General features: G+C 68.7%; 21 protein-coding genes, 1 tRNA gene and 5 pseudogenes. 15 read left to right on the forward strand and 12 right to left on the reverse strand.

Going from position 1 to position 24,592, the window contains the following annotated elements; translation table 11 throughout:
• Positions 1-301: 301 nt before the first annotated feature.
• Both OG897_RS40395 and OG897_RS40400 read right to left on the reverse strand, forming a co-directional pair.
• Positions 302-793, reverse strand: coding sequence for a hypothetical protein (locus OG897_RS40395; RefSeq protein ID WP_266665438.1), 492 nt, complete (start codon positions 791-793; stop codon positions 302-304).
• 138 nt (positions 794-931) lie between these two features.
• Positions 932-1,219, reverse strand: a pseudogene (locus OG897_RS40400) (transposase); the annotation flags it as partial.
• A gap of 401 nt (positions 1,220-1,620) precedes the next feature.
• Here OG897_RS40400 and OG897_RS40405 point away from each other — a divergent pair.
• Positions 1,621-2,187: a hypothetical protein gene (locus tag OG897_RS40405; RefSeq protein WP_266665439.1), complete on the forward strand. Its 567-nt coding sequence runs from the start codon at positions 1,621-1,623 to the stop codon at positions 2,185-2,187.
• A gap of 463 nt (positions 2,188-2,650) precedes the next feature.
• Here the strand turns inward: OG897_RS40405 and mobF are convergent.
• Positions 2,651-4,486 (reverse strand): annotated as a pseudogene (mobF, locus tag OG897_RS40410) (MobF family relaxase); the annotation flags it as partial.
• Between the two features lie 416 nt (positions 4,487-4,902).
• On the opposite strand from mobF, the gene OG897_RS40415 reads away from it, so the two are divergent.
• The 6 genes and pseudogenes from OG897_RS40415 to OG897_RS40440 all read left to right on the forward strand — a co-directional run bounded on the left by OG897_RS40415 (position 4,903) and on the right by OG897_RS40440 (position 10,260).
• On the forward strand, positions 4,903-5,244 hold the full coding sequence (locus tag OG897_RS40415) for a hypothetical protein (RefSeq protein WP_266665441.1): 342 nt from the start codon (positions 4,903-4,905) through the stop codon (positions 5,242-5,244).
• A gap of 260 nt (positions 5,245-5,504) precedes the next feature.
• Positions 5,505-6,383, forward strand: a complete 879-nt coding sequence (locus OG897_RS40420; RefSeq protein WP_266665443.1) for an IS3 family transposase — start codon at positions 5,505-5,507, stop codon at positions 6,381-6,383.
• 37 nt (positions 6,384-6,420) lie between these two features.
• On the forward strand, positions 6,421-8,076 hold the full coding sequence (locus OG897_RS40425) for an IS1182 family transposase (protein ID WP_266665491.1): 1,656 nt from the start codon (positions 6,421-6,423) through the stop codon (positions 8,074-8,076).
• The gene (locus OG897_RS40430) at positions 8,073-8,201 is read left to right on the forward strand and encodes a hypothetical protein (protein ID WP_266665445.1); all 129 of its coding nucleotides are present in this window, start codon (positions 8,073-8,075) and stop codon (positions 8,199-8,201) included. The genes OG897_RS40425 and OG897_RS40430 overlap by 4 nt, the downstream gene beginning before the upstream one ends.
• Before the next feature lie 380 nt (positions 8,202-8,581).
• A complete protein-coding gene (locus tag OG897_RS40435) occupies positions 8,582-9,004 on the forward strand; it encodes a hypothetical protein (protein ID WP_266665448.1) in 423 nt (140 codons plus the stop codon).
• 252 nt (positions 9,005-9,256) lie between these two features.
• Positions 9,257-10,260 (forward strand): annotated as a pseudogene (locus OG897_RS40440) (IS5 family transposase).
• Between the two features lie 156 nt (positions 10,261-10,416).
• On the opposite strand, the pseudogene OG897_RS40445 reads toward OG897_RS40440, so the two are convergent.
• A pseudogene (locus OG897_RS40445) lies at positions 10,417-10,593 on the reverse strand (ISAzo13 family transposase); the annotation flags it as partial.
• A 186-nt stretch (positions 10,594-10,779) separates the two neighbouring features.
• Positions 10,780-12,009: a helix-turn-helix transcriptional regulator gene (locus OG897_RS40450; RefSeq protein WP_266665493.1), complete on the reverse strand. Its 1,230-nt coding sequence runs from the start codon at positions 12,007-12,009 to the stop codon at positions 10,780-10,782.
• A gap of 167 nt (positions 12,010-12,176) precedes the next feature.
• On the opposite strand from OG897_RS40450, the gene OG897_RS40455 reads away from it, so the two are divergent.
• From OG897_RS40455 to OG897_RS40465, 3 genes are all read left to right on the forward strand, one after another.
• Positions 12,177-12,782 (forward strand): hypothetical protein, encoded by a 606-nt coding sequence (locus tag OG897_RS40455; RefSeq protein WP_266665451.1) that lies wholly within the window; start codon positions 12,177-12,179, stop codon positions 12,780-12,782.
• Between the two features lie 181 nt (positions 12,783-12,963).
• On the forward strand, positions 12,964-13,755 hold the full coding sequence (gene istB, locus OG897_RS40460; protein WP_266665453.1) for an IS21-like element helper ATPase IstB: 792 nt from the start codon (positions 12,964-12,966) through the stop codon (positions 13,753-13,755).
• A gap of 200 nt (positions 13,756-13,955) precedes the next feature.
• Entirely contained in the window at positions 13,956-15,329 is a 1,374-nt protein-coding gene (locus tag OG897_RS40465; protein WP_266665456.1) for a cell filamentation protein Fic, read from the forward strand.
• A 1,463-nt stretch (positions 15,330-16,792) separates the two neighbouring features.
• Here the strand turns inward: OG897_RS40465 and OG897_RS40475 are convergent.
• Complete coding sequence (locus OG897_RS40475; protein WP_266665458.1) at positions 16,793-17,428, reverse strand: hypothetical protein; 636 nt, start codon at positions 17,426-17,428, stop codon at positions 16,793-16,795.
• A 514-nt stretch (positions 17,429-17,942) separates the two neighbouring features.
• Positions 17,943-18,017, reverse strand: a tRNA-Trp gene (locus OG897_RS40480).
• Between the two features lie 162 nt (positions 18,018-18,179).
• On the opposite strand from OG897_RS40480, the pseudogene OG897_RS40485 reads away from it, so the two are divergent.
• Positions 18,180-18,320 (forward strand): annotated as a pseudogene (locus OG897_RS40485) (IS110 family transposase); the annotation flags it as partial.
• Here the strand turns inward: OG897_RS40485 and OG897_RS40490 are convergent.
• Positions 18,312-18,635: a hypothetical protein gene (locus tag OG897_RS40490; protein WP_266665460.1), complete on the reverse strand. Its 324-nt coding sequence runs from the start codon at positions 18,633-18,635 to the stop codon at positions 18,312-18,314. The pseudogene OG897_RS40485 and the gene OG897_RS40490 overlap by 9 nt on opposite strands.
• A gap of 259 nt (positions 18,636-18,894) precedes the next feature.
• On the opposite strand from OG897_RS40490, the gene OG897_RS40495 reads away from it, so the two are divergent.
• The 3 genes from OG897_RS40495 (at position 18,895) to OG897_RS40505 (ending at position 20,693) form a co-directional block, all read left to right on the forward strand.
• Positions 18,895-19,035 carry a hypothetical protein gene (locus tag OG897_RS40495; protein WP_266665462.1) on the forward strand — a complete coding sequence of 47 codons (141 nt, stop codon included), beginning with the start codon at positions 18,895-18,897 and terminating at the stop codon, positions 19,033-19,035.
• Positions 19,035-19,343, forward strand: a complete 309-nt coding sequence (locus tag OG897_RS40500; protein WP_266665464.1) for a hypothetical protein — start codon at positions 19,035-19,037, stop codon at positions 19,341-19,343. Before OG897_RS40495 ends, OG897_RS40500 begins: the two co-directional genes overlap by 1 nt.
• Before the next feature lie 495 nt (positions 19,344-19,838).
• Positions 19,839-20,693, forward strand: a complete 855-nt coding sequence (locus OG897_RS40505) for a class I SAM-dependent methyltransferase (RefSeq protein ID WP_266665466.1) — start codon at positions 19,839-19,841, stop codon at positions 20,691-20,693.
• Between the two features lie 335 nt (positions 20,694-21,028).
• On the opposite strand, the gene OG897_RS40510 is transcribed toward OG897_RS40505, so the two are convergent.
• Both OG897_RS40510 and OG897_RS41125 read right to left on the reverse strand, forming a co-directional pair.
• A complete protein-coding gene (locus OG897_RS40510; protein ID WP_266665468.1) occupies positions 21,029-21,337 on the reverse strand; it encodes a hypothetical protein in 309 nt (102 codons plus the stop codon).
• Positions 21,338-21,405: 68 nt separating this feature from the next.
• A complete protein-coding gene (locus OG897_RS41125; protein ID WP_353963772.1) occupies positions 21,406-21,549 on the reverse strand; it encodes a chitin binding peritrophin-A domain-containing protein in 144 nt (47 codons plus the stop codon).
• A gap of 459 nt (positions 21,550-22,008) precedes the next feature.
• On the opposite strand from OG897_RS41125, the gene OG897_RS40515 reads away from it, so the two are divergent.
• Entirely contained in the window at positions 22,009-23,424 is a 1,416-nt protein-coding gene (locus OG897_RS40515) for a transcriptional regulator (protein ID WP_266665470.1), read from the forward strand.
• Positions 23,425-24,091: 667 nt separating this feature from the next.
• On the opposite strand, the gene OG897_RS40520 is transcribed toward OG897_RS40515, so the two are convergent.
• Together OG897_RS40520 and OG897_RS40525 are read right to left on the reverse strand one after the other, a co-directional pair.
• Positions 24,092-24,340, reverse strand: a complete 249-nt coding sequence (locus OG897_RS40520; protein WP_266665472.1) for a hypothetical protein — start codon at positions 24,338-24,340, stop codon at positions 24,092-24,094.
• Positions 24,341-24,414: 74 nt separating this feature from the next.
• Positions 24,415-24,546, reverse strand: a complete 132-nt coding sequence (locus OG897_RS40525; RefSeq protein ID WP_266665475.1) for a hypothetical protein — start codon at positions 24,544-24,546, stop codon at positions 24,415-24,417.
• Between the last annotated feature and the right edge of the window lie 46 nt (positions 24,547-24,592).

The following is a 24,592-nucleotide window of genomic DNA, read 5'->3' on the forward strand; positions in this document are numbered from 1 at the left end:
CCGCCCTCGCCACGTAACCCCGGTGTGCATCGCGGTCCATCCGGTGCGCATTGAGCGGGGTTGGTGCAGCCCGTTTCCCCTTGACACGGTCCCTGGACTCTGTTGGCCAATTCCGCTGAGTGGGTGTTGAGACTTTTTCCCTCGTGTCTTGGCAGTACTTCGGGGCCATCTTCTTCTTCGTTGCGAAATGACCTTGGGGGTAGCGCGAGGGGGTGCGAATCAGGTGCTGGCGGCTGGTGGCCTATGGGGCTCCCGGTGATGCGGGCGGGGTCAGCAGGTGTTCAGCGAGGGCACGTCGGGCCTAGAGCACCGCGACGGTGGCGGTCTTTGTGTCGAACTGCGAGTACGCCGCCTGGCCCACCCCGGGCAACCGTGCGAGGAACACGTTTGTCCCGCCGATCGAGGCGCGCGCCTCCGCCTTCCCCTTATGCCAGTTCTCCGGGGCGGAGGAGCCTTGCTGGCCGCTGTGCACTCGGAAGCCGATGATGTGCTTCTTGCCGTCGCAGACCGTCTTCGTCCCGCTGTCGGCGGCACGGCTGATCCCGTCCTGCGTGACGGTCAGGCTGAGGGCAGTATCGGGGAAGGTCTGCGCGAAGGCACCAAGGTCGCACGAGTAGGTGACAGGGACCAGGATGGTGGCCCTCGATTCCCTGTACGCATCACCAATCTCGTGGATGGTCGCGATCCTCCCGTCATCGGCCACGGCGGCAGGGGCCGCTGACAGCAACACCGGGAGGCTCAGGGCGGCGGCGGCCAAGGTGCGGCAGCGGCGCGAGGTCTTCGTACGGAGCATGTGGAGTCCCTGGGGGTTGTGCCCGGCGGGTGCCGGGACGCTCCGGCCACTTAACAATCGCCGCCCCGGCATTGTCCGACCGGCACGACCGCACACGGTCAAGCAGGCCCTCCTTCACCCGGCCAGGGGAAGGACCGACTCGCTCAGCGCTGAATGGTCAAACCCCGGGTCCTCAAGCTCCAGGCCAAGTGCGTACTTCCAGTCGATACGTGCCCTGACAGCCAGGGCAGCCTGACGATCGGAAAGCCCCTCGGCGAACTGCAGGGTCGACACCATCGCGAGAACCGCCGGCGACAGGGCAGGCCGTCCCCGCTGGGGAAACAGGTCAGCGAAGTCCTCGTCACGGAACAACTCGCCCAGCGCATCCCGCACCCTCATTGCCGGGCTGCCCTGAGGCAAGGCAGCTTCGGCGACCCTTCGTGTCATCTCCGGAACCCAACCTGTCCCGCCCGTACGCAGCGACACTGACGCCTCCCCGACGCTGTCCGCTCCCGGCACCGACACCGGCTAATTTGGTCAACGACGCCGGACCGCGAGGGACCACATCGAAATTAGACAACACGGTCCACCACGCCAGAGCAGCCGGTACGCGTGTGCAGAACGGCGTCGTCCGGGGTGAAGGCAGGCGAGCCAGCTCGAAGACGTTGGGTGCTGCTCCCCGGGAGTTGGTCGCTGAGCCAGCGGAGTGAGTTTGCGGCCGGGAAGGTGGGGTCTGGCTCGCCGACTTGAGGCCATGTGGTGGGTTTATCCCGTTATCCGAGATGCGGCCCAGAGAAACGCAGGAACGCATGCCCCTGGTGCCGCAGCCACCTACGAAGGGGAACGTCATGAGACTGAAGGTGCCCGTTCTCGCCCTCACCGCCGCACTGTCCGTCATGTGTACGACTGCCACCGCTGCCACCGAGCCCAGCAATGACGCCAACGTTCCGTCACTGCTCAGGGCCATCGGCAAGAGCAACCAGTGCCTCGACAGCAGCAGCGTGGGCAATGTCTACACCCGCAACTGCACCCGTCATCTGAACAACCCGCACATGAAGTGGCGTGTGATCTCGGTGAAAACCGGCGGGACGCTCTCCACTCCGTACACTCACGCATCGAACAAGTGGGTCCAGGTCCAGAACGTGGCCACGAAGCGGTGCCTGGCCGACACCGGCTACAAGATCGTCACGCAGAAGTGCAACGCCAACAGCGACCAGCAGCGGTTCAACTTCCTGCGCTCCAAGGACCAGGGGCCCGCTAGCTTCGACGTGTCGTCCATGGTGTTCGGGTCCCTCGCCTACGACCAGGACAGTGACAAGGTCACCAACGGCAAAGAAGTAGGCAACTCGTACTGGCAGGTCCTTGAAAGGGGAACCGGCAAGGTGCTCGACAACCTGGACGGCAACCCGACCTGACGGCCCGGTCTGACCCTTCACCCTGCCGTTGACAACACCTCCCCCGCTGCCCTCGGGTCAGCTCAGGGCGGCGGGGGCAATGCGGATGCTCTGCTCGATCGGACGAATGCGCACCCGTGGGAATGCGCATTCGTCTGGCGCGGGCACTGAGCGTGCCGTTGTAACCTGCCCGATCTGTACTGCTCCACCCTCGTCAAGTAGGCCAACCCCACGCGCAGAAGCAACCCTGCAAGACCCGCATGCCCCACACCACGAATCCCTGGGCCAGGCAGGCCAGCGGAATTGGCCAACAGAGTCACGGGCCCTGGTCAAGGGGAAACGCGGCAACGCGCACCGGGTGGATGCGCAACATCGTCCCCCTGATGTCGCACACTCCCCCACGATGTTCTCCACCCCCGGCCGGTGGGCTCCACTCGCTGAAGTGGATGCCGAACATCGCGGTGCGCACCGCGACATCGGATGCTCAGTGACCGGCTTCCCGGCCATGGTGCATTCCGGGTCCCTGCGGGCGGTGCGCCTGCTGGTCGTCCTGTAGCACCGGAGGCACTCCGTCGGCATGGCCCCCTGCGGTGTGGGAGTCCGTGCGGGCGCGGGAGTCGTCGGCCGCCTTGCTGAACACGTCCTGGAGGTGGCGCAGCCGTTCGTCGGTGAGGTCGAGGGCTTCCACGTCGGTGCGGGACTTCCTCAAGGCCCGCAGTGCCGTCAGGTCGATCACCTCCTGGCCCTGTTCGTCGTCGTCGTGGTCGTGGTCGGCGACCGCCGGTGCGAGCAGCTGCTCGGGCATCGCCGCCTGCTGGTGCCGGGCGACGTCGTACGCCCGGCCCCGCACAGCAACGCTGGTCGCGGTGCGCAGCTTCTCCCGCACCACCGCACCGGCAAGGACGGACCGCTCGTACTGCAACGGGATGCGGGGAATCTCCCACTCCCCCGCATCCTGACCCGGGGGCCGGGGCGCAATCGGCTCGCCGGGATCAGCCCGGGGGTACCGGTCCGGGTCGGGCCCGGGGGTGGGTGGGCGGCGGCGGGCAGGGAGGTCGGACAGCGCCCACCGGGCGGTGTAGAGGCGGGCACCGGCCTCCAGGCCGCGTATGGTCGTCGGCTCGCTGATGTCCAGACAGTGCGCGGAGATGGCGGCGGCCACGATCTGGTCGTCCAGGCCGCGCTCGCGGCGGCGGCCGCGCAGGACGAGAGCGAGGTGGCGTCGGGCTTCGGCGAGCAGGTGCCGGCGGTGGAAACGGCCGCCGTCGTTCATCACGAACACCGTCGCGGCGACGTCAACGGCCGCCAGGGCGACGTCGACCACGGCGGCGACCCGGGCCCGGATCACCGCGGCTGCGGCGCGGGCGTACTCGAGTAGGGAGGTGATGACGTCGGCGGCGACACCGGAGGTGAGGATCGCGCTCGCCTTCCACCAGACGCGCAACTGCGCGAGCGGCCGGGTCTGCTGCTTGGCCGGGCGGGTCTTGCGTGCGGCGATGGCGTTCAGCTTGGCGCGGGCTCGCTCGGAGACCACGGGCCGGAACTTCTGCTCGCCATCGTCGTCGACGGCGGTGACGTACTCGTGCTCCAGGTCCTCCCGGCAGGCGGCGATCTGATCGCTGCGCTTGGCGGTCCAGCGGATCAGCTCGTGCGGCACCCCGGCGATCTCCATCACGGGTCGGCGCCCCGGAGTGACGGTGCGCGGCTCGGTGGCCAGCCCGAGCGACTCGCAGACCTCTGCCGCCACGAGCTCGTTGTAGAGAGCGGAGGCGGCCACGGTGTTCTCGTGCAGGGCCAGGGAGTGAACCGACCCCCACCGCCCGTCCAGGCGCTGCCCCTTCACCGACAGCAGCAGATGATCGTGGAGCAGCGGCCTGCCGGAGCGGGCCTCGTAGTGGCGGAAGCGGGCGGCAACCAGTCCGCCGGGCGGCCGCACCCGGTAGATGCCGTCCTTGCCGTACCGGATCACCGCGACCTCGTCCTCGATCCACTCCACCACCCGCACGATCGCCCGCTCATGCGCGGCCTCGATCACCCGCCGGGTCTCCTCATCCCCCAACGCCCAAAGGAGGTAGATCGTCGGCTGCGGCCGGAAGACGAAGTCGACACCGGTCACCATCACCCGGCGTCCGAGGGCGCCCGCCTTGAACGCCTGCGTCGGGGAGTCGCCCTGGGCGAGCCGGTCGGCCTCAATGCGGTCCGCGTACGGGTGACGGCCCCGCTCGCCGAACAGGTTTCGCAGCTGCGCCTCAGTGACCTCCTCGCCTTCCGCCAGTCCGAGCGCGGCCAGGCCGCGACCCATCCACCGTCCCGCCGGGACACCGGCTTGCTCCTGAGCGGCGCGCGCGCCAGGCGGCGGCCGTCACCGACCACGGTCTGGCGCAGGTAGTAGCGGTACATCTGACCGGCCCGAATGACCTTGATATCCACCGTCATACAGACCACGTCACACGGCCCTGAACTGCGAGAAAAGGCCGACCAGCAGTACGTCCCGCAGGGCGGGAGCAACGGCCGAACTTTCTTCTCACGTGCCCGCCAGGCGGGAAGCAAGCGGCCCTGCGCCGAAGGCAAATGTCATCGCTCTCCGGCGGCCCTCACATCACAACCCGGACGACACCAACACGCACCACTGAACACCACCGCGTACCTACCAAGGAACGCCCACCACCAACGAGCACCACCTACCTCAGCCCCTGGCAACCGCCGGGGGCTTCGTCGTGCTGCCCGGAGGAACCTGTGCCCACCTTCGAGACCCTCCCCCGCTTCACCGCCGACCTCCAGCACCTCTCCCCCGCCCAGCGCCGGCGCTTCCGCCGCGTCGTCCTGGACGCCTTCGTGCCCGACCTGCGCCACGACCGTCCGTTCCGCCCCGGGTTACGGATCAAGGGTGTCCGCCGCGCTCCGGGCGTCTACGAGCTCACCTGGGCACCGGACGGACGCGCAACGTGGTCGTACGGCCGGGAAGTCGTCGCCGGGGTGCGGCACATCGTGTGGCACCGGATCGGGACCCACAGCATCCTGGACCGGCCCCTGGCCGAAGGCCATCTTGTGGGCGCGGGAGGCCGGTTGGTCGGCTGACGTCCTGAGTATGGGGCGGAGAAAGCGAGGGCGACAGCTTCCCGGTATGGGGGTACTGCGGTCTGTCAGGCCATGCCTGTCACGGGTGGATACCGAAGTTTCGTATTCGCAGAGCGTGTTCACGCTGGTGAGGGCATCCTCGCGGTACTGAGCAGGGCGGGATGCGGAACAGGGGGATTCGTGGGACTGCGAGATGGCCGGACGGCGGGCCGGGGTCGATGGCGGTGGGTACTGACCTTCTTCGCGAAGGAGAGCGATCGGTGAACGACACGTACGCGTTCATCGAGGCGGAGAAGACCACCCACGGCGTCGCTTTCCTGTGCCGGCTGCGGAAGGTGGCCCGCTCCTCCTTCTACGCCTGGCTCGCCGCGGCCAGGACGCGCTCGGCCCGCAAGGCAGCCGACGAGGCCCTGGCCCACGAGATCACCGTCATTCATGTCGCCTCCCGCCACACCTACGGGGTCCCGCGCATCCATGCCGAACTGCGGTGCCTGGGGCGACGCGTGAACCGCAAGCGCGTCGCCCGCCTGATGCGCGAGCACGGCATCCAGGGAGCCCACCGCCGCAGGCGACGGTCGCTGACCCGGCCGGACAAGAAGGCGAAGCCGGCCCCCGATCTGATCGGCCGCGACTTCCACGCCAAGATTCCCGGCACGAAGCTGGTCGGCGACATCACCGCCCTGCCCACCGGCGAGGGCTTCCTCTATCTCGCCTGCTGGCTGGACCTGGCCACCCGTGAGGTCGTCGGCTACTCGATGGCCGAGCACCACCGCGCCGGCCTCGTTGTCGACGCGCTGGAGATGGCCGCCGGACGCAGCCGTCTCCAACCCGGCTGCATAGTGCATTCGGACCGCGGCAGCGAATACACCAGCAGCCAATTCCGAGATGCAATAAGCAAGTTGGGCCTCGGGCAGAGCTGCGGACGCACCGGATCCTGCTTCGACAACGCCGCCGCGGAGAGCTTCTGGGCCTTGCTCAAAGAAGAGATCGGCACCCGCTTCTGGCCCGACCGGGCCACAGCCCGCGCCGAGGTCTTCGACTTCATCGAGAGACCCTGTTGCTCAATTCGAGGGAGTTTACGTCGATCACTCGGTCGGAGGCGGGCGGAGAGACGGATCCTGCTGGTCAGGGGTGCATGAAGGGGTCGCCCCGCGGCAGGGGGTGGCGACTGTGTCGATGGGGTCGGTTTCTGGCTGTGTTCCGGATGGGACGAGTGCGGTCGCGCATGCCGCGTTCCCGAAAGGGTGTCTTGCGATGCGGATCCGCGACCAACTCGGTTCAGTGTTCTCGAATGAGGAGTTCCGCGAGGCGTTCGGGGACCGCGGCCGTCCTGGCATCTCGCCCGGGCAGCTCGCCCTGGTAAGCGTGCTGCAATTCGTTGAGAATCTGACGGACCGACAGGCAGCGCACGCGGTGCGGGCCAGGATCGACGTGAAGTACCTGCTGGGACTGGAGCTCACCGATTCCGGCTTCGACTTCACGGTGCTGACCGGGTTCCGCCAACGACTGCTCGACCACGGCCTGGAGGAGCGGGTGCTGGACCTGCTGCTGGAGCGCCTGGCCGGTCAGGGACTGGTCAGCGCCGGAGGGCGGCAGCGCACCGACTCCACTCACGCCTTGGCAGCTGTCCGGCGCCTAAACCGATTGGAGTTCGTCGGCGAAACCCTTCGGGCCTGCCTGGAAGCACTGTCCGCGGCCAGTGCGCAGTGGCTCGTGAGCTGGATGGACCCGGCATGGCAGGAGCGTTACGGTGCCAGGACCGATGCCTACCGGCTGCCCTCCGAACGGTCCGAACGCGACCGGCTGGCCCAGCAGATTGCTGCCGACGGCTACCGTTTGCTCGCAGCCGTACGCACTTCCACGGCACCGACATGGCTGCGCGAGATCCCCGCAGTGACCGTGCTACGGACGGTCTGGATCCAGCAGTTCACACGCACCGTCACCGACGGAGTGCAGGAGGTGGGCTGGCGCGGCAAGGATGATCTTCCACCGGGCAGAGCGCTGATCGCCTCGCCGTACGATCCCGAGGCCCGCTATTCACACAAGCGCGGCTCGGCCTGGACCGGCTACAAGGTCCACTTGAGCGAGGACTGCACCGGCTCCGGGCAGCCGCATCTGATCACCCACGTGGTGACCACCGATGCCACCGCGAACGATGCCACCGTGGTCGACGCGGTGCACGATGCCCTCACCGCCAAGAGCCTCAAGCCCGCCGAACACCTCCTGGACTCGGGATACTCCTCCGCCGAACTCCTGTTGACCGCTCCCGTCGAACGCGAAATCTCCGTGGTCGCACCGGTCCGGCCGAACAGCACACCGCAACAGGTCAAGTCCGTCGGGTTCGGCAAGTCCGCTTTCGTCATCAACTGGCAGGAAAAGAAGGCCACGTGTCCATCGGGGCAGACCAGCCGCTACTGGACAGTCGGCTTCGACAACAACGGCCGCGACGCGATCAGAATCCGCTTCGCGGCCACAACCTGCTCCCCCTGCCCCGTCCGTGACCAGTGCACCCGCTCCACCCAGTACGGCCGGCAGCTCACCGTCCGGCCTCAAGAGCAGGACGCCCTGCTCGAACGCGTCCGCGCCGAGCAGACCACCAAGGCGTGGAAGGAACGCTACGCCGCCAGGGCCGGTATCGAGGGAACCATCCACCAAGCCGTCGCTGTCGGCGGCCTGCGCCGTACCCGCTATCGCGGCATGGCCAAGACGCACCTCGGCCATGTTCTGACAGCCGCTGCAGTCAACTTGATCCGGCTCGACGCCTGGTGGAACGGCACTCCGCTCGCCCAGACCAGAAGTTCCCGGCTCGCGGCCCTCGCACTCACTGCATGAACCAATTGGACAACAGGGTCATCGAGACCTTCTACAACCGCCGCCGCCTGCGCAAGCACAAGACCTTCGGCTACCTCACACCAGCCGAAACCAGGCAGCGGCACCACCACGACCTCGCGGCATAGAAAACGAGTGTCCAAGATCACGGGGAAGCTTCACCGCGCGGAAAACCCGGATGTCCGACGGGTCGTCCGCCCTCGCTGTGACAGGGCCCGGCAACCCGTCACGGTTCGTGTCCCACCGTCCCGCCGTCACGGCGGACCGGGGCCGGACCGGACCGCGGACCGGAGTGGGGACCGGACCGGGTGGGGGTGGGGACCGGGTGGGGGTGGGGACCGCGCTCGGTGAGCGTCCCCAGCGCCCGAGGGGGTTCACCGACGAATCCACACCAACCTGGCGAGGAGCCTGAAGCGCCATCACATGCCCACCCGGGAACCAGCCGAAGGATGCTCGCTGGCACCGATTCTCGGTGTCGTTGTAGGAAGCGCTGCGGGATACTCGCCCTGTGGAATGGCGCGAGCAGGCACAAGCGGCAGAAAAGATCAGTGATTGGGATGCAGCTATCGCACTGGTGAGCGCTCGTGCCGAGTGCTACTCCACCGATTTCCTCGCGCATGACAATCATCTGTGGCACATGGATCTGCTCGTTCATGCGCATCGATTCGAGCAGCTCACCGAACTCGCACTCACAGACGTCCACGCGCGTCGGCGACTCAACAGATCGCTTCACGAGCGGGGGTTGGACGCAGCGCTGCGCCACCGCGCTGAGGCTGGCGACAGTAGTGCCCTGTATCACCTCGTGAAGCTGCTGTGCGGAAGAGACCAGCTTCAGGAAGCCCACGAAGCGGTTGAGTGTCTAGATCCGGAGAACGAGTGCGCGCACCAACTTGTGGCCGACCTCCGGACGGCCTCGGGCGGCACTCGGTAGCTCTCAGCCGCGGAATGCCGTACGTCCCTATAACGATGCCACTTCCGGGCGAAGTATCAGCAGAAAACACCCTCTTACGCCGCTGAAGACGTTGTGGATGCTGCCTAGCGAAAGCCCCTGGGGGATTTCCCTCTCCTGGAAGGTCTCCTGGTCGGGGGTGAGCGGGCGGCCTGTGTTAGGTCGCGTATCGGGTCGTGATCAATCTGTGGGATGTGCCTTCGTGGCACGGCTCGGTCCGATAGACCGGCTGACGTGACGCGAATACAACTGACCGACGTGGAGTGGGAGTTCATTGAGCCGTACCTGCCGATCGGCGAGTACGGCCCGTACCCCGAGCGGCTGCGGCAGCAGTTCGAGGGAGTGATCTGGCGGTTCAAGACGGGCGGGCAGTGGCGGGAGATGCCGACGGAGTTCGGCGCCTGGTCGACTGTCCACAATCGCTTCCGGCAGTGGCGCGACGCCGGGGTCTTCGAGGCCCTGCTGGAGGGCCTGATCGCGGAGGCCGCGAAGCGCGGTGAGGGGGACCTGTCCCTGGTGAGCATCGACTCCACCACCGTCCGGGCCCACCATGACGCGGCCGGGATGCACCTCGACGAGGATGTCGTCACCGCACTGGAGAAGGCCGCCGCAGAGGAGGAGAAGGCCAGGTCAAAGGGGGTGGCCTCGAAGGACAAAGCGGGCAGGAGGCCGAAAGGGATCCCGCGCGGGAAGAACGAAGACGCATCCGGCGTCGGCGCAGACTCCGGCTGAAGGCCGCCCTCCTCGGACGCTCCAGAGGCGGGCAGACCAGCAAGATCCACCTCGCTGCCGATCGCAAGTGCCGCCCACTGGCGTTCATCCTGACCGCGGGCCAGGCGGCGGACAGCCCGCAGTTCATCCCCGTCCTGAACAAGGTGCGGGTGCGCGGGCCCGTCGGCCGTCCCCGCACCCGGCCGGACGCGGTCGCCGGGGACAAGGCGTATTCGTCCCGCGGCAACCGTGCCCACCTGCGCAAACGCCGCATCAAGGCGGTCATTCCGGAGAAGAAGGACCAGGCCGCCAACCGGAAGAAGAAGGGCTCCGGAGGCGGCCGACCCGTCGGCCACGACGCCGACCTCTACAAGGAGCGGAACACCGTCGAGCGCGCGATCAACAGACTGAAGGCGTGGCGAGGCATCGCCACCCGCTACGACAAGACTCCCGAGAGCTACCTCGCCGGCCTCCACCTTCGCGCCTCGATGATCTGGATCAAGGACCTCACACGAACCACCCCTTGATCACAACCAAATACGCTCCCTAGGGCGGGGCTGGCGCCGCCGCAGCGCGATGGCCGCGTCGGAGATTTGCCGGAAGGACGGGCTGTCTGCAGCGATCCGCAGGCGCCTGAGCTCTGCGGCGAACTCGTCCCTGGCCTGGGCGAAGGAGTCGTTCTCCGGGTCCAGGTCGGCGGCCTTCTTCCGTCCGCCGCCGGGCCGACGGACCCGCCCCAAAGGCTCTTCTCCCGCCTCCAACTCGTCCACACCCTTGCGAACTGTCGCCTCGCTGGCCCCGGCTGCCCGGGCGACAGCCCGGATCCCGCCGTGCCCCAGCACCCATGCCTCGGCTCCCATCAGCAGACGCTACTGCCGCTCGCCCAGGTGCGGGAACAACACCCCGCACTTCGCGGCCAGTTGATCTCGGATCTCCTGCGGTATGCCCATATCACGTCAACGAGCCGCACCACCGGAAGCAACACTTTGATTCTCTGCGAGCCCTAAGCGCTTGCTCAGCCTGTGTCAGTCGAATTGACTCATCGGTCATCCGGCCTGTCCAAAGTCCGAGTCTGTGATCCAGCGCCCTTCGGCGGAGTCGTGCACGTACGCCGGCCTCCCTCTGGTCCCGCTCGTGCGAAACGGCTTCCCGCTGTCCGTGATCCGCACCGTCCCCGTACGGCCCCCGGCACTCCACTCCAGCTCCAGGTACCAGCGGCAGTCGCAGCCCGCCGTCCGCGCGGAGACCAGCAGCTCCTCGGGGTCGGAGGAGGTGACCTTGTACGGGAAGGAGACGGCGGGGATCTTCCGGACCTTTGCGCCGGAGGCGTCAAGGCCGTCGACGGGCCTCGCGAGCGGGCGCGGCCGGTCGAGGTCCACGGCGAAGTGGCGCGGGGTGACGGCGCCGCCACAGCCGTTGTCCATCCGGTACGCGTTCCACGGCAGCGGCGCGGCGCGGTCGACCACGCGCACGTGCAGGGCATGGAGGACGACGGCGTCGGACGGCGACCGGCCCTGGACCGTGATCCGCACCAGCGCCTCCCCGCCGTGCACGGCACCGTGCGTCCCGGCCCACGCCCCGGAGTCGGCCGCGACCGGCGGCAGGGCGACCGCGCGGGGGGCCCGGTCCACGAGGTAGGTGTGCCCGCAGCCGCCCTCCCAGAGCTGGGAATCGATGCTCCAGGTGAAGGGGAGGGGGGCCGCGGTCCGCCCCGGAGCGGTGGAAGCGGGAGCGGGGGCGGAGGCCGTACGGGTGGGGTGGCCGACCAGGGCGGCGGCGAGGGCGAGCACGACGAGGGCGACGGCGGCAGCGACGAGGGGAACGGGGGCGCCACGACGGGGGCGGGCGCGGGGCGCCTCCGGCTTGGACGGATCCGCGGCGGACGGGTCCGGCGCGGTCGGGTCCGGGGCGGGGCCGGGGCCCGGCTCCGGCGCGGACGGTTCCGGGTTCGATTCCGGCGCGGCCGACACGGCCGGCACAGGCGTGGGCGCGGGCGCGGGCGCGGGCGCGGGCGAGGCCACTCGGCGGCGGGCGCGGTCGGCCTCCGTCCAGGCCGCTTCCAGGGCCCGCCGTTCCTCCTCGTCCGCCCCGCACAGCAGGGCGAGGCGGTCGACCACGGCGAACTCCTCCGGGACGGTCGCGCCCGAGCAGTAGCGGTGGAGGGTGGACGCGCTGACGCTCAGCCGCCGGCCCAGCGCCTCGTAACTCCTCCCGTCCCGCGCCTTCAGCGCGCGCACGAGCCTCGCGAACTCCTCGACGGCGGCGTCCTTCGGCATTCCATCCCCCTCGACCTTGCGTCCCATCCTTCACGTCCTTGCACGTCAGCGGGGGTGGAATGGTTCCGGGACGGCTGGTGGGCGCGTGATCGTTGCAGTCGGCGGGCGCCGGCCCCACGCTGGTTGAGCACTGACCGAACGAACGACCCGACGGGGGATCCACCACCATGAACACGCTCCGCACCGCACTTGCCACCGCAGCCGCTGCCGCACTGGGCCTCGCGGCCCTCGCCACAGCCCCGGCGCAGGCCGCTGCCCAGCCCGCCTTCCTCGCCGCCTCCCAGATGCCGCCGTCGTCGACGCCGTGGACCGCCACCCAGGTCTTCACCGGCGTCCCGGAGAACGGCGGCGTCCTCTGCGCCCCGTACAAGATCCCGGCGCAGAACACCCGTTACCGCGAGTTCAGCACCGAGCTCGACACCAACGGCGTCCAGGTCACCACCGTCGCCCGTACCGAGGCCGATGCCGTGAAGCTGGTCGACACCCTCCGCGGGGCCCTCGCCGGCTGCGGCCCCCTGCTGGAGCAGCAGAACCCGGGCCTGCAGGCCGTCAGCGCCTCCCACGGCAAGCTCGCCGTCGAGGAGGGCGCCTGGGTCTACAGCCTGGACACCGCCGACCCGCAGATCGGCATCTCCGACATTCACCTGTTCTCCGTCGGCCGCGACGGCCGCACCGTCACCCTCGTCCGCTGGGGCCAGATGGGCGACCTCAAGGACGCCCCGCTGACCGCCTTCCGCACCACGACGAAGACCGCCGTCAACAAGCTCCACTGATCCGGGGCTCCCCCGAGGGCTGACCACAGCTCGGCAGCGGCGCGGCCGGAACCCGGGCGCGCCGCTGCCGTGCCCACCTGCTCCGCCGGCGGCGACCATTTCCTGGCCTTCACCAGCATCGCCCGCACCCTCATCTGCTACCGCAGACTCATTCCGAGTACGACATAAGCGACCACATCTGATGGCCACCCCGATCCGCACCGTTCTCGGCACGAACGGCGACCCGCTCGCCGAGGCCATCGAGCTCACCAAACGGCTCAAACTCCCGCACATCCGCCGCTCGTTGACCGACATCATCCCCACCGCGAAAGCCCAACGCTGGGATCCGGCCGAGGTCGTCCGCGTCCTTCTTTCGGAGGAGGCCGCCGACCGCGACCGGGCCAACCTGCACACCCGCCGCAAGCGGGCCGAGTTCCCCACGGGCAAGACCTTCGGCGACTGGCACGAGTCCACGTCCTCCATACCTGGGGCCACCCAGGACGCCCTGAAGAGCCTGGAATGGGTCGGCCGACGGGAGAGTCTTTGTATTTGTGGACCGTCAGGGACGGGAAAGTCGCACTTCACCGAGGCTCTCGGACAGACCGCGGTCGAGGCCGGCCTGGCCGTCGCCTGGTTCACCATCGAGGACTTGGGGATGCTGGTCCGCCGGCACCGCGCGGACGACTCCATCGCCCGGGCCCTTGCGAAGATCGTCCGCTCGGACCTGATCATCGTCGACGACATTGGCCTGCTGCCTGTCTCCGAGGACGCCGCCGAGGGCTTCTACCGCCTGGCCGACGCCGCCTACGAACGGCGCTCGATCGCCGTCTCCAGCAACCTCCATCCCTCCGGATTCGACGAGATCATGCCCACGACCCTGGCCACCGCGACCGTCGACCGACTCCTTCATCACGCCCACGTCACCGTCACTCAGGGTGATTCGTTCAGGTTCACCGAGGCCACCACCGGAAAGGGAGTGAAGCCCTCCGGCTGATCCACACCAACCTATGGCGGGGAAATCTCGTGACCGCCAGCGGGAACCCAAGACCCGCCGCCAGTGCGGAGAACACTTGGCCGCCCACGGGGAACTACGAGGCCGTTGATAGAGCACCGAGGTGGCGTCCGCGTGTCTGTCGCCTTCTGGAGGGTGAAATTCCGCCTTGAGGCGCTTGGTCGGCGTGGCAGAATCGCGCGGTGATCGTTGACTTGGCTCCTCGCTTCCTGACCTGGGACGACGTGGACCCCGCCCGCCAGCCGTTCGACAGCGGGTCCGTAGCGCAGACGGTGCGCTCGCTCGGGCCGGCCCAGTGCGTTCCCCTGCGCTCCGACGAATCGACAGCAGATTCCTGGAGCGAGGAGAAGGCCCGGTCTTGGGCGGATGCCATGTCGTACGCCCTCGTCCAACGCTACGGCCGGTGGGCTGTCGGGTGGCGCTGGGCGCACGACGAGGGCGACTTCGACGGCGGTCCGGTAGGGAGCTGGTGCTGCCCGCAGGACTCGATCACTACCCCTGAAGAGACGCTGGCCCGGGTGGAGGCGGCCCTGTGCGAGTGGCGTGAGTGGCTGGAGCATCTCGCCGGCTGGTTCGATGCGTACGCACTAGACCTGAACCTCGTCACCGACCAGCGGATCCTGTGGGAGCGAGCGGCACGGAACCTCATCCTGCAGGTCGCCGACCGCACCGGATCCGGCAGCGGCTGGCACAGCCACTGCCGCCAGGTCCTCACCTGGTTTCTCGACCGGTGGCGTATCGCACCAGACGCGGCCCTGGGCTTGGTCGACAAGGCCATCGGCGGACGCTTCCACAGCTGGACCAGTCCAGACATCGAGGTGGTCGACGAAGTCGCGGAGCAACTCGCCCGCTCTCTGCGACCTGGGGATGCCGGCCCCCGCAGGGCCATCCCTCGTCACGACCACTTGGAGCGCTGGCTCGCGGTCCGCGCCTCGGTGCCGTGGGACGAGATACCGGACGGTGATGCTGGCGGGCCGGTGGTGCCCCTCCGCGACGGGGCGGTGGAAGACATCCGGGCTTTCGACGGTGCCATCGATCCTGCCCGTGCCAGAGGGCTGCTCAGCGCCCTGGAACTGGTCCGGGCCGACGCAGCACGCGGAGCACGGCTCGACTTCGCCCTGCTCAGCAGATGGCAGCAGCACATCCTCGGCACACCTGGTCCCCCGCCGTTCCGCACCGCGCCGGCCTTCGCCAAAGGCGGCGAGGAGCGCTACGGCATCGGACCGGATACGCCTACCCTCTTCGAAGCCAGCCTGGCCGAAGGCACACCCGGCGTCGGCCGCTCTCTCGGCCTGACGGCCCGCGCTGCTCGCGCCTACCTCGACGTCTGCTTCTTCCATCCCTTCGACGACGGCAACGCCCGCTCTGCGTTCCTCACGCTCATCTTCGTCCTGGCCCGTGAAGGCATCGCCCTCGATGGCGTTGGCCTGCTGCGCCGCGTCACCTTCGAAGCAGACGACCGTCAGGACCCACTCATCCTCGGCCGGTACATCAATATCCACCTGACGGAGACCCGGCGCAGCGTCGCCGAATCGAACAGCTCGGCATCCGAATAGGCGCCCGGGGCGGCCACGGCCGACAGCTCCGGCGCTCAGTTGCAGACCTGCGGCTTCGTCGTGGAAGCCACCCGCTCCGTGCTGCGATTCGCCGACAACGCGTCAAAGTCCTCGCCACCCGCGCGTCACATCGGCCCTTGAACTGCGGTGGTCCGGGCGGGCTTCGCCAACCACCACCCAAAGTCTCAGCCCGGTGCCGCAGGGAACCCCACGGGACCGCTCCGGCTGTTCGCGGATGCTGCTGGATCAGTCCCAGCGGCTGTCGAGGGCGAGGCCCCAGCCCGCGTCCCGGCGGCGCCACTTGATGTCCTCGTGCAGCTCCCCGTTCGGGTCCGTGCGCGTCATCGGGTTCCCCGCCCCTTGGTGTGCTGCAGAGCGCAGCAACGATCACGAGCGTACGCCCGCACCCTCCTCGCGGGCCTCCACCCGGCCCACTCTGCTGTTCGACGAAGACTGCGGGTTCTGCACCCGCGTCATCGACGCCGCCCAACGGCATCTGAAGCCTCGCGTCACCATCAGCGCCTGGCAATTCACCGACCTGCCAGCCCTCGGCGTCACCCCGGAACAAACAGACCGCGAAGTCGTATGGATGGACTCCCGCAACAGGCCACACCTCCGGAGCCGCACAGGCCATCGCCCCACTGCGCCGCCAGGGCCCGGCGCCCTGGCGGGCCCTGGGTCTCCTCAGGCAGCGAACCCCCGCCCGCCAACTGGCACACCTCGTCTACCGGGCAGTCGCCCGCAACCGCCACCGCATGCCCGGAGGCACACCGGCCTGCGCCATACCCGCCCCCTCCCGGAGAAGCTCCCCCGCCCCAGCCCTAACACGCCGCCCCGCACCCCTCGGAAGTACCGGGCAGCGGGCACCGGGACTGAAGCCTCCGCGCGGACCGTGACCCAGCCAGCAGGCAGGCCGTTGAAGTGGGCAGTGCTCAAGCACTACCTCCATCAGAAGGCCCCCGGTGAACGTGCACACCCCCGGGGGCCTTCCGGTCCTGGCGCACCGAGGAGTACCTCGGGCCGGGCGTCAGGAATTCCTCGTCATCGGTCGACGGCGTGAAGGCTCACAGCCTGGCCGGTCTACTCCAGGGCTGCAGTTCCTGGGTGAGCCGGTGGTGTCACTCCGTACGCCTCGGCACATGCGCGGCGGGGGCCGTTCCAGGACGGCCACCTGGTCGGTCACGCGGAAGGCAAGGACCTGCACGGCGTGATCCGCTCCAGGGCCTGCCAGGCCGGGGGCCCAGTGCGGGGCACGTCGAGCAGGTGGAGTCGTACGGCGGGTCGCGGGTCGGGAAGCGTTCACCGCGGCACAGGCGACCTTGCCGTGGTGGACGTGAAGCTGGGGATGGTCCTAGACAACATCCGCGAGCGCGCCGACAAGCTCAGCGGTGGACAACGGCGAAGACGGCGACGCGATGAGTACCAGAGCTGGCCCGTGCTCGATCGCAGGACCGCTGCCCGGTTCAGGCGGTCGACAAGTCCGTAATGACGCCCTTGGTGCTGACACTGAGGTGTACGGGCGCCTCTTCGTCAGCAGGGATGCACCGGCCAGTGGGCTGGAGATCGTGTTCGTCGAACGGCTCCAGCCTGTCCCGCCCCCGGGGCATCACCTGGTAGAACCAGTTCCGGAGCAGCGGGTCGGGCTGGCCGGAGTCGTACGAGGGGTAGTGCACGACGGCTTCGGATGCGACCAGGTCTTCGGCCCGGGCATCGGCGCAGTCCCGGATCACCACGATGTCCCCGCGCTGGAACGCAGGTGCGGTGGCGGCTTCCTCTTCGCCCATCTGAGCTCCGTAGACCGCGGGGTGCAGGAAGACGGCACCCTTGTGGTGGGGGCGTTCCCAGTCCTGCCACATCCCGTCCACGTCCTGGGTGCAGCCCAGGGAGTGGAGGCAGTCCGTGGTGGACAGCACGGGGGTCAGGAGGACGGAGAACTCCAGCATCTCCGGGGTCCGCCAGTACGGCCCGTTCGAGGTGACCTGTACCTCACCGTGCGGCGCGAGCACCGCAGCCAGTGCCTGGGCGAGTGCCGGGCCGTCTTCTACGGGGGCCTGAACCCAGAGACTGATCCAGATACGGCGATAGGGGGCAAGAGGCACTACACAGTCACATTCTTCGTCGCCAGAGGGGGCGTTCAGCATATTCCCTCATCCTGCGGCTGCCGGATCCTGCAGAAGACGGCGTGCGGAGACGCGCATGCGCGCCACTGAGCCGGTGGACCCGGCGGCGGACGACGAACATCCGCTGCGGCTCTCCCCTCGCTGCATCAGCACTTGACGCTCCGGGAGAGTGCGCGTGTGCGGTGGAAGGCCGATCCTGGCAGTGGTACGGCGACCGGGTCGGCGATGGGAAATCGTTCGTCGCGGGGAGGTGAGCGTCGCGGGGAGGCGAGTGACTTCCAGAAAGTGTGGTGGTCCGCACGAACAGCCTGGGCAGGGGCCCCTGCCCGGTGCCCAACCGCTGACCAGGCAGTTGGCCCTCGCAGATGCCTGCTGTTGACTCACGGCAGGGAGCAGGCACCCGGCTCGTGCATCGAATCGGACCTTTCAGGAAGGCCGTCAGGACGACCCCCGTGAACGGGTTGACCGGGGACTCGATGGGGCTGGCGACCGGGCAGGGTGACCGGATTCGAACCGGCGTCCTCGCAGTTCTGGAGACCGCGCGCGTCTACCTCTGCGCTACACCCCGCCTGAGAAACCAGGTTAGTTGGCAGCCAGGGATTCCCAAGCTGGGGGTGGAGTGTCTCTACCGCTAAGCGGCTTGGGTGAAGCTGAACGCTGATCCTTCTCGGCCTCCGCGCCCTCGACCGAGCGCGCCGCCCAACCGGGGCCCTGGCGCCGGGGGTGTCACAGCCACAGGAACAAGAAGATCGCCCAGGGCAAGCACCACACTCAGGCTCTGCTCTGCCTTGCCCGCCGCCGGGCCGACGTCCTCTTCGCCATGCTCCGAGACGGAACCTTCTACGAACCTCAACCCGTCAAGTCAGGCTGAATCGCCGAGAATCCGCCTTGCTTCGACCCACAGCCGCTCGAACTCCTCCGCGGAGATCTCGCCCGCCTGCGGCTGGCCCTGCCAGCCGTCCATAGGACCTTCGGCGAGAACGCCGTACTGCCGTTCATAGCAGCACATCGCCGCGAGATCGGCATGATCACGCAAGTGCAGCACCTCCTCCAGAGAGGCCGCCACCACCGGACGCGAGTCCTGCCCCCGGACCTCAACCTGCCGCGCGGCCCAGCCCTCGTCATCGGCCTCGAAATACAGCCACAGATCTTCGTCCTCGTAGTAGGTCCGGAACCAAGTCGCCATGCCGCAATCCTGACCCACCGCCTTGACCAAACAGATAGGGGAGCCCCCCACGCCGCAAGCCGACACACTTCCCTCCCCGCGTGACGCGGCCCGGCCGGGAACAGCCCTCCACGGCCAGGAGGTCCAGACGGAAGGCAGGGAGCGTGGCGCCGGGGTCCCGTGCGGTACGAAGCGGCGACGGTCCGGCAGCGTCCGGGGCCGGAGTACCGCAGGAGGGGCGGCAGGTCTGCGGGCCTGGCCACGAGCGAAGGAGATCTGAGTGCTGAAGCTGATGGGACGGGTAGAGGACGGTCTGCCGGTGCGGGAGTCGACCACGTACGCCGTGCTCTCGGAGCCGGACCTCGCGGGCGTCCTCTACGTGCCGACACTGACGGTCACGCACACGGATGAAGACGGGTAGTGGCCGACTCCAGCATGCTGCTCAGCCGCCTTCGCGAGCTGGGCTGGGCACCCGTGACCGAAGTCGCCGACTGGTCGGCGCCCTGCCCCGGCTGGGACGCCGTGCTCACCGGAGAGCGCTTCACCGTGACTCAACCCGACCAGGCCGCTTGGTACGACGGGAGTCTGCCGACCAGTCCGGCCTGGCGGGCGGCAGTGCAGCGGTCGGGGCTGCTGCAGCACTTCACCGCCGACCACAACGATCTCGACTCCGTACGCGAGGACATCGTCACAGGACGGGCCCTGGCTCTGGTCTCGTCCTGTCGTTGACGCAGAGGAAGCGCTTCACGGCCCGACGGGCCCCAAGTGGCTCATATCCCGAAGTGCCCCTCAGCCCGGGAGACGATTGTCCGGGCCAGCCGGGTCAGGTCCGGCACCGGCCGGCCCCGGTCTGCCGTCACCGGATCAACCGGGCACGCACCACGCCGGTACCGCCGGGCAGGGTCACCTCCACGGCAGGCAGTGCGGAGCGGGCTGTCCCGTCTCGAGTGATCTGGTTCACGGCCGGGGTGGGTGACCTGCGGCGATCAGATCAATGGAGACGCCGGACGGCAGAAATCTCAGTTGCTCTGGTCCTCGGCGAATGGATAGTGGGTGTTGTCTCAGTCGATCTGGTCCGGCTCCACTGTTTCGAAGGGATGGCCATGCCTGAATGGTCAGCCATGTCTGGATAATTCGTGAGAATCACCGACCGGTTCCCAGCCCCGTCCCGCACAACTGCGGCCTCGACGCGCACGACACCCGATGGGCACGGCGAAGGATTCTGTGAACAAGACCGATCTCATGGCGAAGGCGCCGTCGATCGCAGCCGCCATGGCCGCCGCCGACGTGAGCCCCGACATCCAACTGGCCCAGACCCACTACCGTGCGGCACTCGTCTCCGGCTGGGGCATCCCGGCCGGAGCGTCGGTCCTGGAAGTAGGCTGCGGGCAGGGTGACATGACAGCCGTCCTCGCCGAGGCCGTCGGCCCGCAGGGTCGGGTGGTCGCCGTCGACATCGCGGATCCGTCGTACGGCGCCCCGATCACCTTGGGGCAGTCGGCAGAGCACCTCAAGGCGACATCGCTGGGCTCCCGCATCGACTTCCGCTTCAGTCTGGACATCCTTGACGAGGCGGTTGCCTTCCCCTGCGGCGAGTTCGACTACGCCGTCCTGGCACACTGCTCCTGGTACTTCGCCTCCCTGGACCAGCTGCGGGAGAATCTCGCGCGGGTCCGCCGCTGGGCACGGACCCTGTGCTTCACCGAATGGGACCTGTCACCCCGTTCGGCCGACCAGCTGCCCCACCTGCTGGCCGTCCTGATACAGGGCCAGATCGAGGCGAGCGGGTCGCGGAGCGAAGGCAATGTGCGCACGCCGTTCTCGCACGAAAGCCTGCTCCGGATCCTTCCGGCGACAGGCTGGGACCCCGCCCCGGGGCAGGCCGTGGACACAACCGCCCTCCAGGACGGCGACTGGGAGGTGGACGCCTGCCTGGCACTGCTCGACGACGTCGACCGGATGGCCAAGCTGTCTCAGGCGGTACGGAACCTGGTGCAAAGCCAGGCGGATGTGCTCCGGTCCCTGGCCAAGGACCGCGGCAACACGCCGCTGCCGGCCTACTCGCTGACCGCCTGCTGAGCGGACCGGGACACCGGTCCGGGGCCACGACCCGCCCGACCGGCACGGCACGCTCGCTGTAGCAACGTGTATCCGGTAGCCCCCGACGGACCAATCCAATTGAGAAAGCGAGTGATCGAACAAGATCATTTGAGATCAGGGCCAGGTCGACTGAGACGGGGCACGGGCCGACGGCGCGGGCGCGGCGTCGGCCCGTGTCCCGTGGCAGCGGACCTTGGATGTTTGCCATCGAAGTTTGGTCACCCAGCTCGGGATGAGTACAGCGTCGAGGGCGGACATGGCGGTGGCCTCGCCAACGACGGGGCCACCGCTTCAACTCAGCGACTACGGGCCTGTCAGGCGTCTATATCCACTGCGTACCCCACTTTGTGGCCACCTTGCCTGGTGGCCAGTTGGGGGGCACCGTCGACTGTGACAGTCCCTGAGGTCGTGAGGGCGAAGGCGCGAGCGAGCTCCTCCAGGGCTGTGGAGGATTGCCCTGCAGACTTGGCTGCGACGAGCTGGGCCTCGGCACCGATGGCCCGCAGAAGAGCCTCACGCGTGTCAGCGGCAGCGGAAACCTCCCCCGCCCTGACCACAGCCGGAATCTGCTGGGCTCCCTCGCCGCTGACGTCAGTGGTGATCTCATCTACGTTGCTGGTCACGCATACCTCCTGGGTTGATCTACCGGCCCCCTGAAGGCGGGGCCCGAGCGGCATTCCTGGGGTCACCTCTACTGGGGGACGCGGTAGGGGTAGTCACACACCAATCGGTTCGGGTCGGAGTGCAGATCTGCCGGGCACTCCCGGAGCAGCGGCTGCCCGTAGTCGCAGTGGTAGAACGTGTGCGTAAAGCCCCTGGCTCGTGGGGCACACAAAGTCCCCCGCGGCTACGGCTGCCGTCGGGCCCTAGGCAGCGGGTGCGGCTCCGGCCGGAGCCGCACCGAGGGACAGCAGACCTCCTGCCGCCGCTGCGAGGGCCCCGTGGAAGGTCTTCGTCCGCCTGTTCATCATCAGCTCCTTTCCGCGTGGTGCACCGGGCGGATGTGTCGGCGCACTACGCGGGTGCTCCCGCAACTCGCCCCGCACACGCACCGTCACAGGAGCCACACACAAAGGCACCACTTCCGGCCACTGCCAATCCGTTCCGGAGCTGCACGACCACCCAGCCGGAGTGGTTGAAGCAGATGCGTCGGACCACCTTGTGCACCGCGACCCGGACCACCGCCCAGGGGCGGTGGGAAGTGCTCGGCGAATCCTCGGCGAACAATCCGGCCCCGTTCCCCACGGGGACAGCACCTTCTACGCTGGGCAGATTCGGCTCACGGAGGCCTCCTATGGGAAGGCCCGCGCAAGAGCGGCGGCCCAACGGGCTGCTGGCGCACTGGCTCCTGCGCACCGGCATGTCGAACGTCGAGCTGGCACGCGCCGTCACGGTGGCCGCCGCCGACCGCGGGGAGCGCGGGATCACCCCGGACGAGTCCCGGGTGAGGCGGTGGCTCAAGGGGGAGATGCCGCGCCCGCCGGTTCCCGCCCTCTTGGCCGAGGTCCTCAGCGCCCGTGCCGGACTGCCTCTGATCTGCTCAGATCTGGGCTTTCCCGGGCCCCACGGGGTTGCGGGCGCTCGCCATCTCGATCTGCCGTGGGAGGTGACCTGCACGATCGGTGCCCTGGCAGAGATCACCCGGAGCGAATTCATGCTGCCCACTTCCCACACCACCGACGAAGCCCACTCCGTCCGCGCCGGCGAGGACCTGCTCGCGCCGCTCCAGCGCTGGCCCTCCACCGCCCCGACCAGCGAAGAGCCCTCGCCGTTACAGGCGGTGGGGCAGCGAATCGGTACGGTCCAGGTCGAAGGGATCAGGGCGGTCACCGCGACCTTCCGCGATCTCGACAACCGGCACGGCGGCGCACTCTCCCGCAAGGCGGTCATCGGTCAGCTCAACGACGCCGTCACCCTCCTCGACACCGGCATGTACACGGCGGCCACCGGGAAAGCACTGTTCTCCGCGGTCGCCGACCTCGGATCGGTGGCCGCGTGGATGACCTTCGACGCAGGCCGTCACGCCAGCGCCCAGCGCCTGTTCATCACCGCGCTGCACGCCGCCGCCGAAGGCGAGGACCGGGCGATCGGGGCGCACCTGCTGCAGTGCAAGGCCCGCCAGATGTCCCACCTGGAGCACTTCGACGACGCCCTGGACCTGGTCGCGCTCGCCCAGTACGGGGCCCGCCGCCACCTGACCCCCGCCACCACGTCCGTGCTCGCCTCCCTCGAAGCGCGCTTCCACGCCATCCTCGGCAACCTCAACGACAGTGAACGCGCCGCCGACCAGGCCCAGGACGCCTTCACCCGCATCACCAGTGAGGAACCGGCCCACCTCGCGTTCTTCGACGCCGCCGAACTCTCCGCCACCCTCGGCATCGCCCACCAGATCGCCGCGAAGAACAGCACCGGCGACGCCCGCACCCGGCGTGCCGAGAAATCCGTCCTGCTGATCCATCAGGCGCTGGAGCACCGGCCCGAGCACCGGGTGCGCAGCAAAGCCTTCGACCACCTCGGGCTCGCTCGCACCCACCTCACCATCGGGGAAACCGACGGTGCGCTCTGGAGACCGAGCGGGCCCTCGCCCTGTTCGGCACGATCGCCTCCCAGCGCGTCCCGGGCCGCCTGGTCGAACTCCACGACGAAGCCGCGCCGTTCGGCGACGGACAGGCCGGCGGCGAACTCCGCCAGCTCATCGCCGCCGCCTTGAACAGCTGACGCAGCGGGGCGCTGGCGTACGCCGGACAGCGCCGGCCCCAAGCACGCCTGGGTCGGAACCTGGTGCAGTCCTACGCCCGGTACGACGCGTCGGCGAGTCGACGTAGGCGGAGGTCATAGCGGCGACGCCTGCGGCCGGAACACCGCGCACCAGGAGCTCCACCCGCTGCCCGTTGACATCGACACGGACCAGGCCCGAGCCCCACAGCGACATGCCGTCGCCTTCCTGGACCGGCCCGATCTCGGTTTGGATGATGCCGTCGTCGTGGAGAGGCCAGCGGGTCCAAGCCGTGTGAATGTGCATAAGACGCCCCGGATCCTCGTCCAGCTCCTGCATCGAGAACCAGGGGCGGCCTTCCATGAACCCCGCCTTGGCCGCCACGTCGTCGAGTGCCGCAGCAACCTCCGAAAGCCAGGCGCGCGACGGAGGGACCAGATCCAGATACGGCTCCCGGGAGCAGGGGCGCCGGGGATACGTGTGCTCACCCTCCGGGATTCTGCCGGGCTCAGGCGGACGTCTCCGGGAGGCTTCCCATCGAATAGCCGCCCGCCCGCACGGCCCTCAGCAGGCGGCAGCGCTGGAAAGATCCAGCTTGCGGTAAGCCAGCAGCCAGCGACCCACGTCGGCGCAGCGGAAGCGCGGACTGGCCTCCTTACCCTCAGCCGGTGCGAGGAAGCCGGGCAGGCTGCGCCACCGGGCAACAGCGGCCCGTCCCACCTCCCGCGATGCGGCCGATGCCGGCCAGCGGGACCAGGTGCTCGCCCTCGTCCAGGGCGAGCACGGCGAACGGGGAGCGGCGACCCCGGCCCGCCGAACGCAGAGCAGACCAATCGACTTCGTACCGTACGAGCGGGAGCAGCGCGACGTCGAAGGCCGGCGTCGACGGGAGCGCCGCGGAGGGACTCACGGACCCGGCGCCACAAGATACGAAACGCGGCCCCGGGCCCAGAAGCTGACGCTCCCGTGCCCGATGCGAATGGATCAGTCCCAGCGGCTGTCGGGCGCGATGCCCCAGCCCGCGTCATCGGCATGGCCCCAGCTCGAATCACCACGGCGGCCAGGCCACTTGATGTCCTTACCGCGCAGGCCGCAGTTCGGGTCCTTCTCCCTCATGCTTTTCCCCTCCCCTTGCGCTGCGGGGCGCAGCGACGATCACGAG

The organism is Streptomyces sp. NBC_00237 (genome assembly GCF_026342435.1).
GTDB lineage: Bacteria > Actinomycetota > Actinomycetes > Streptomycetales > Streptomycetaceae > Streptomyces.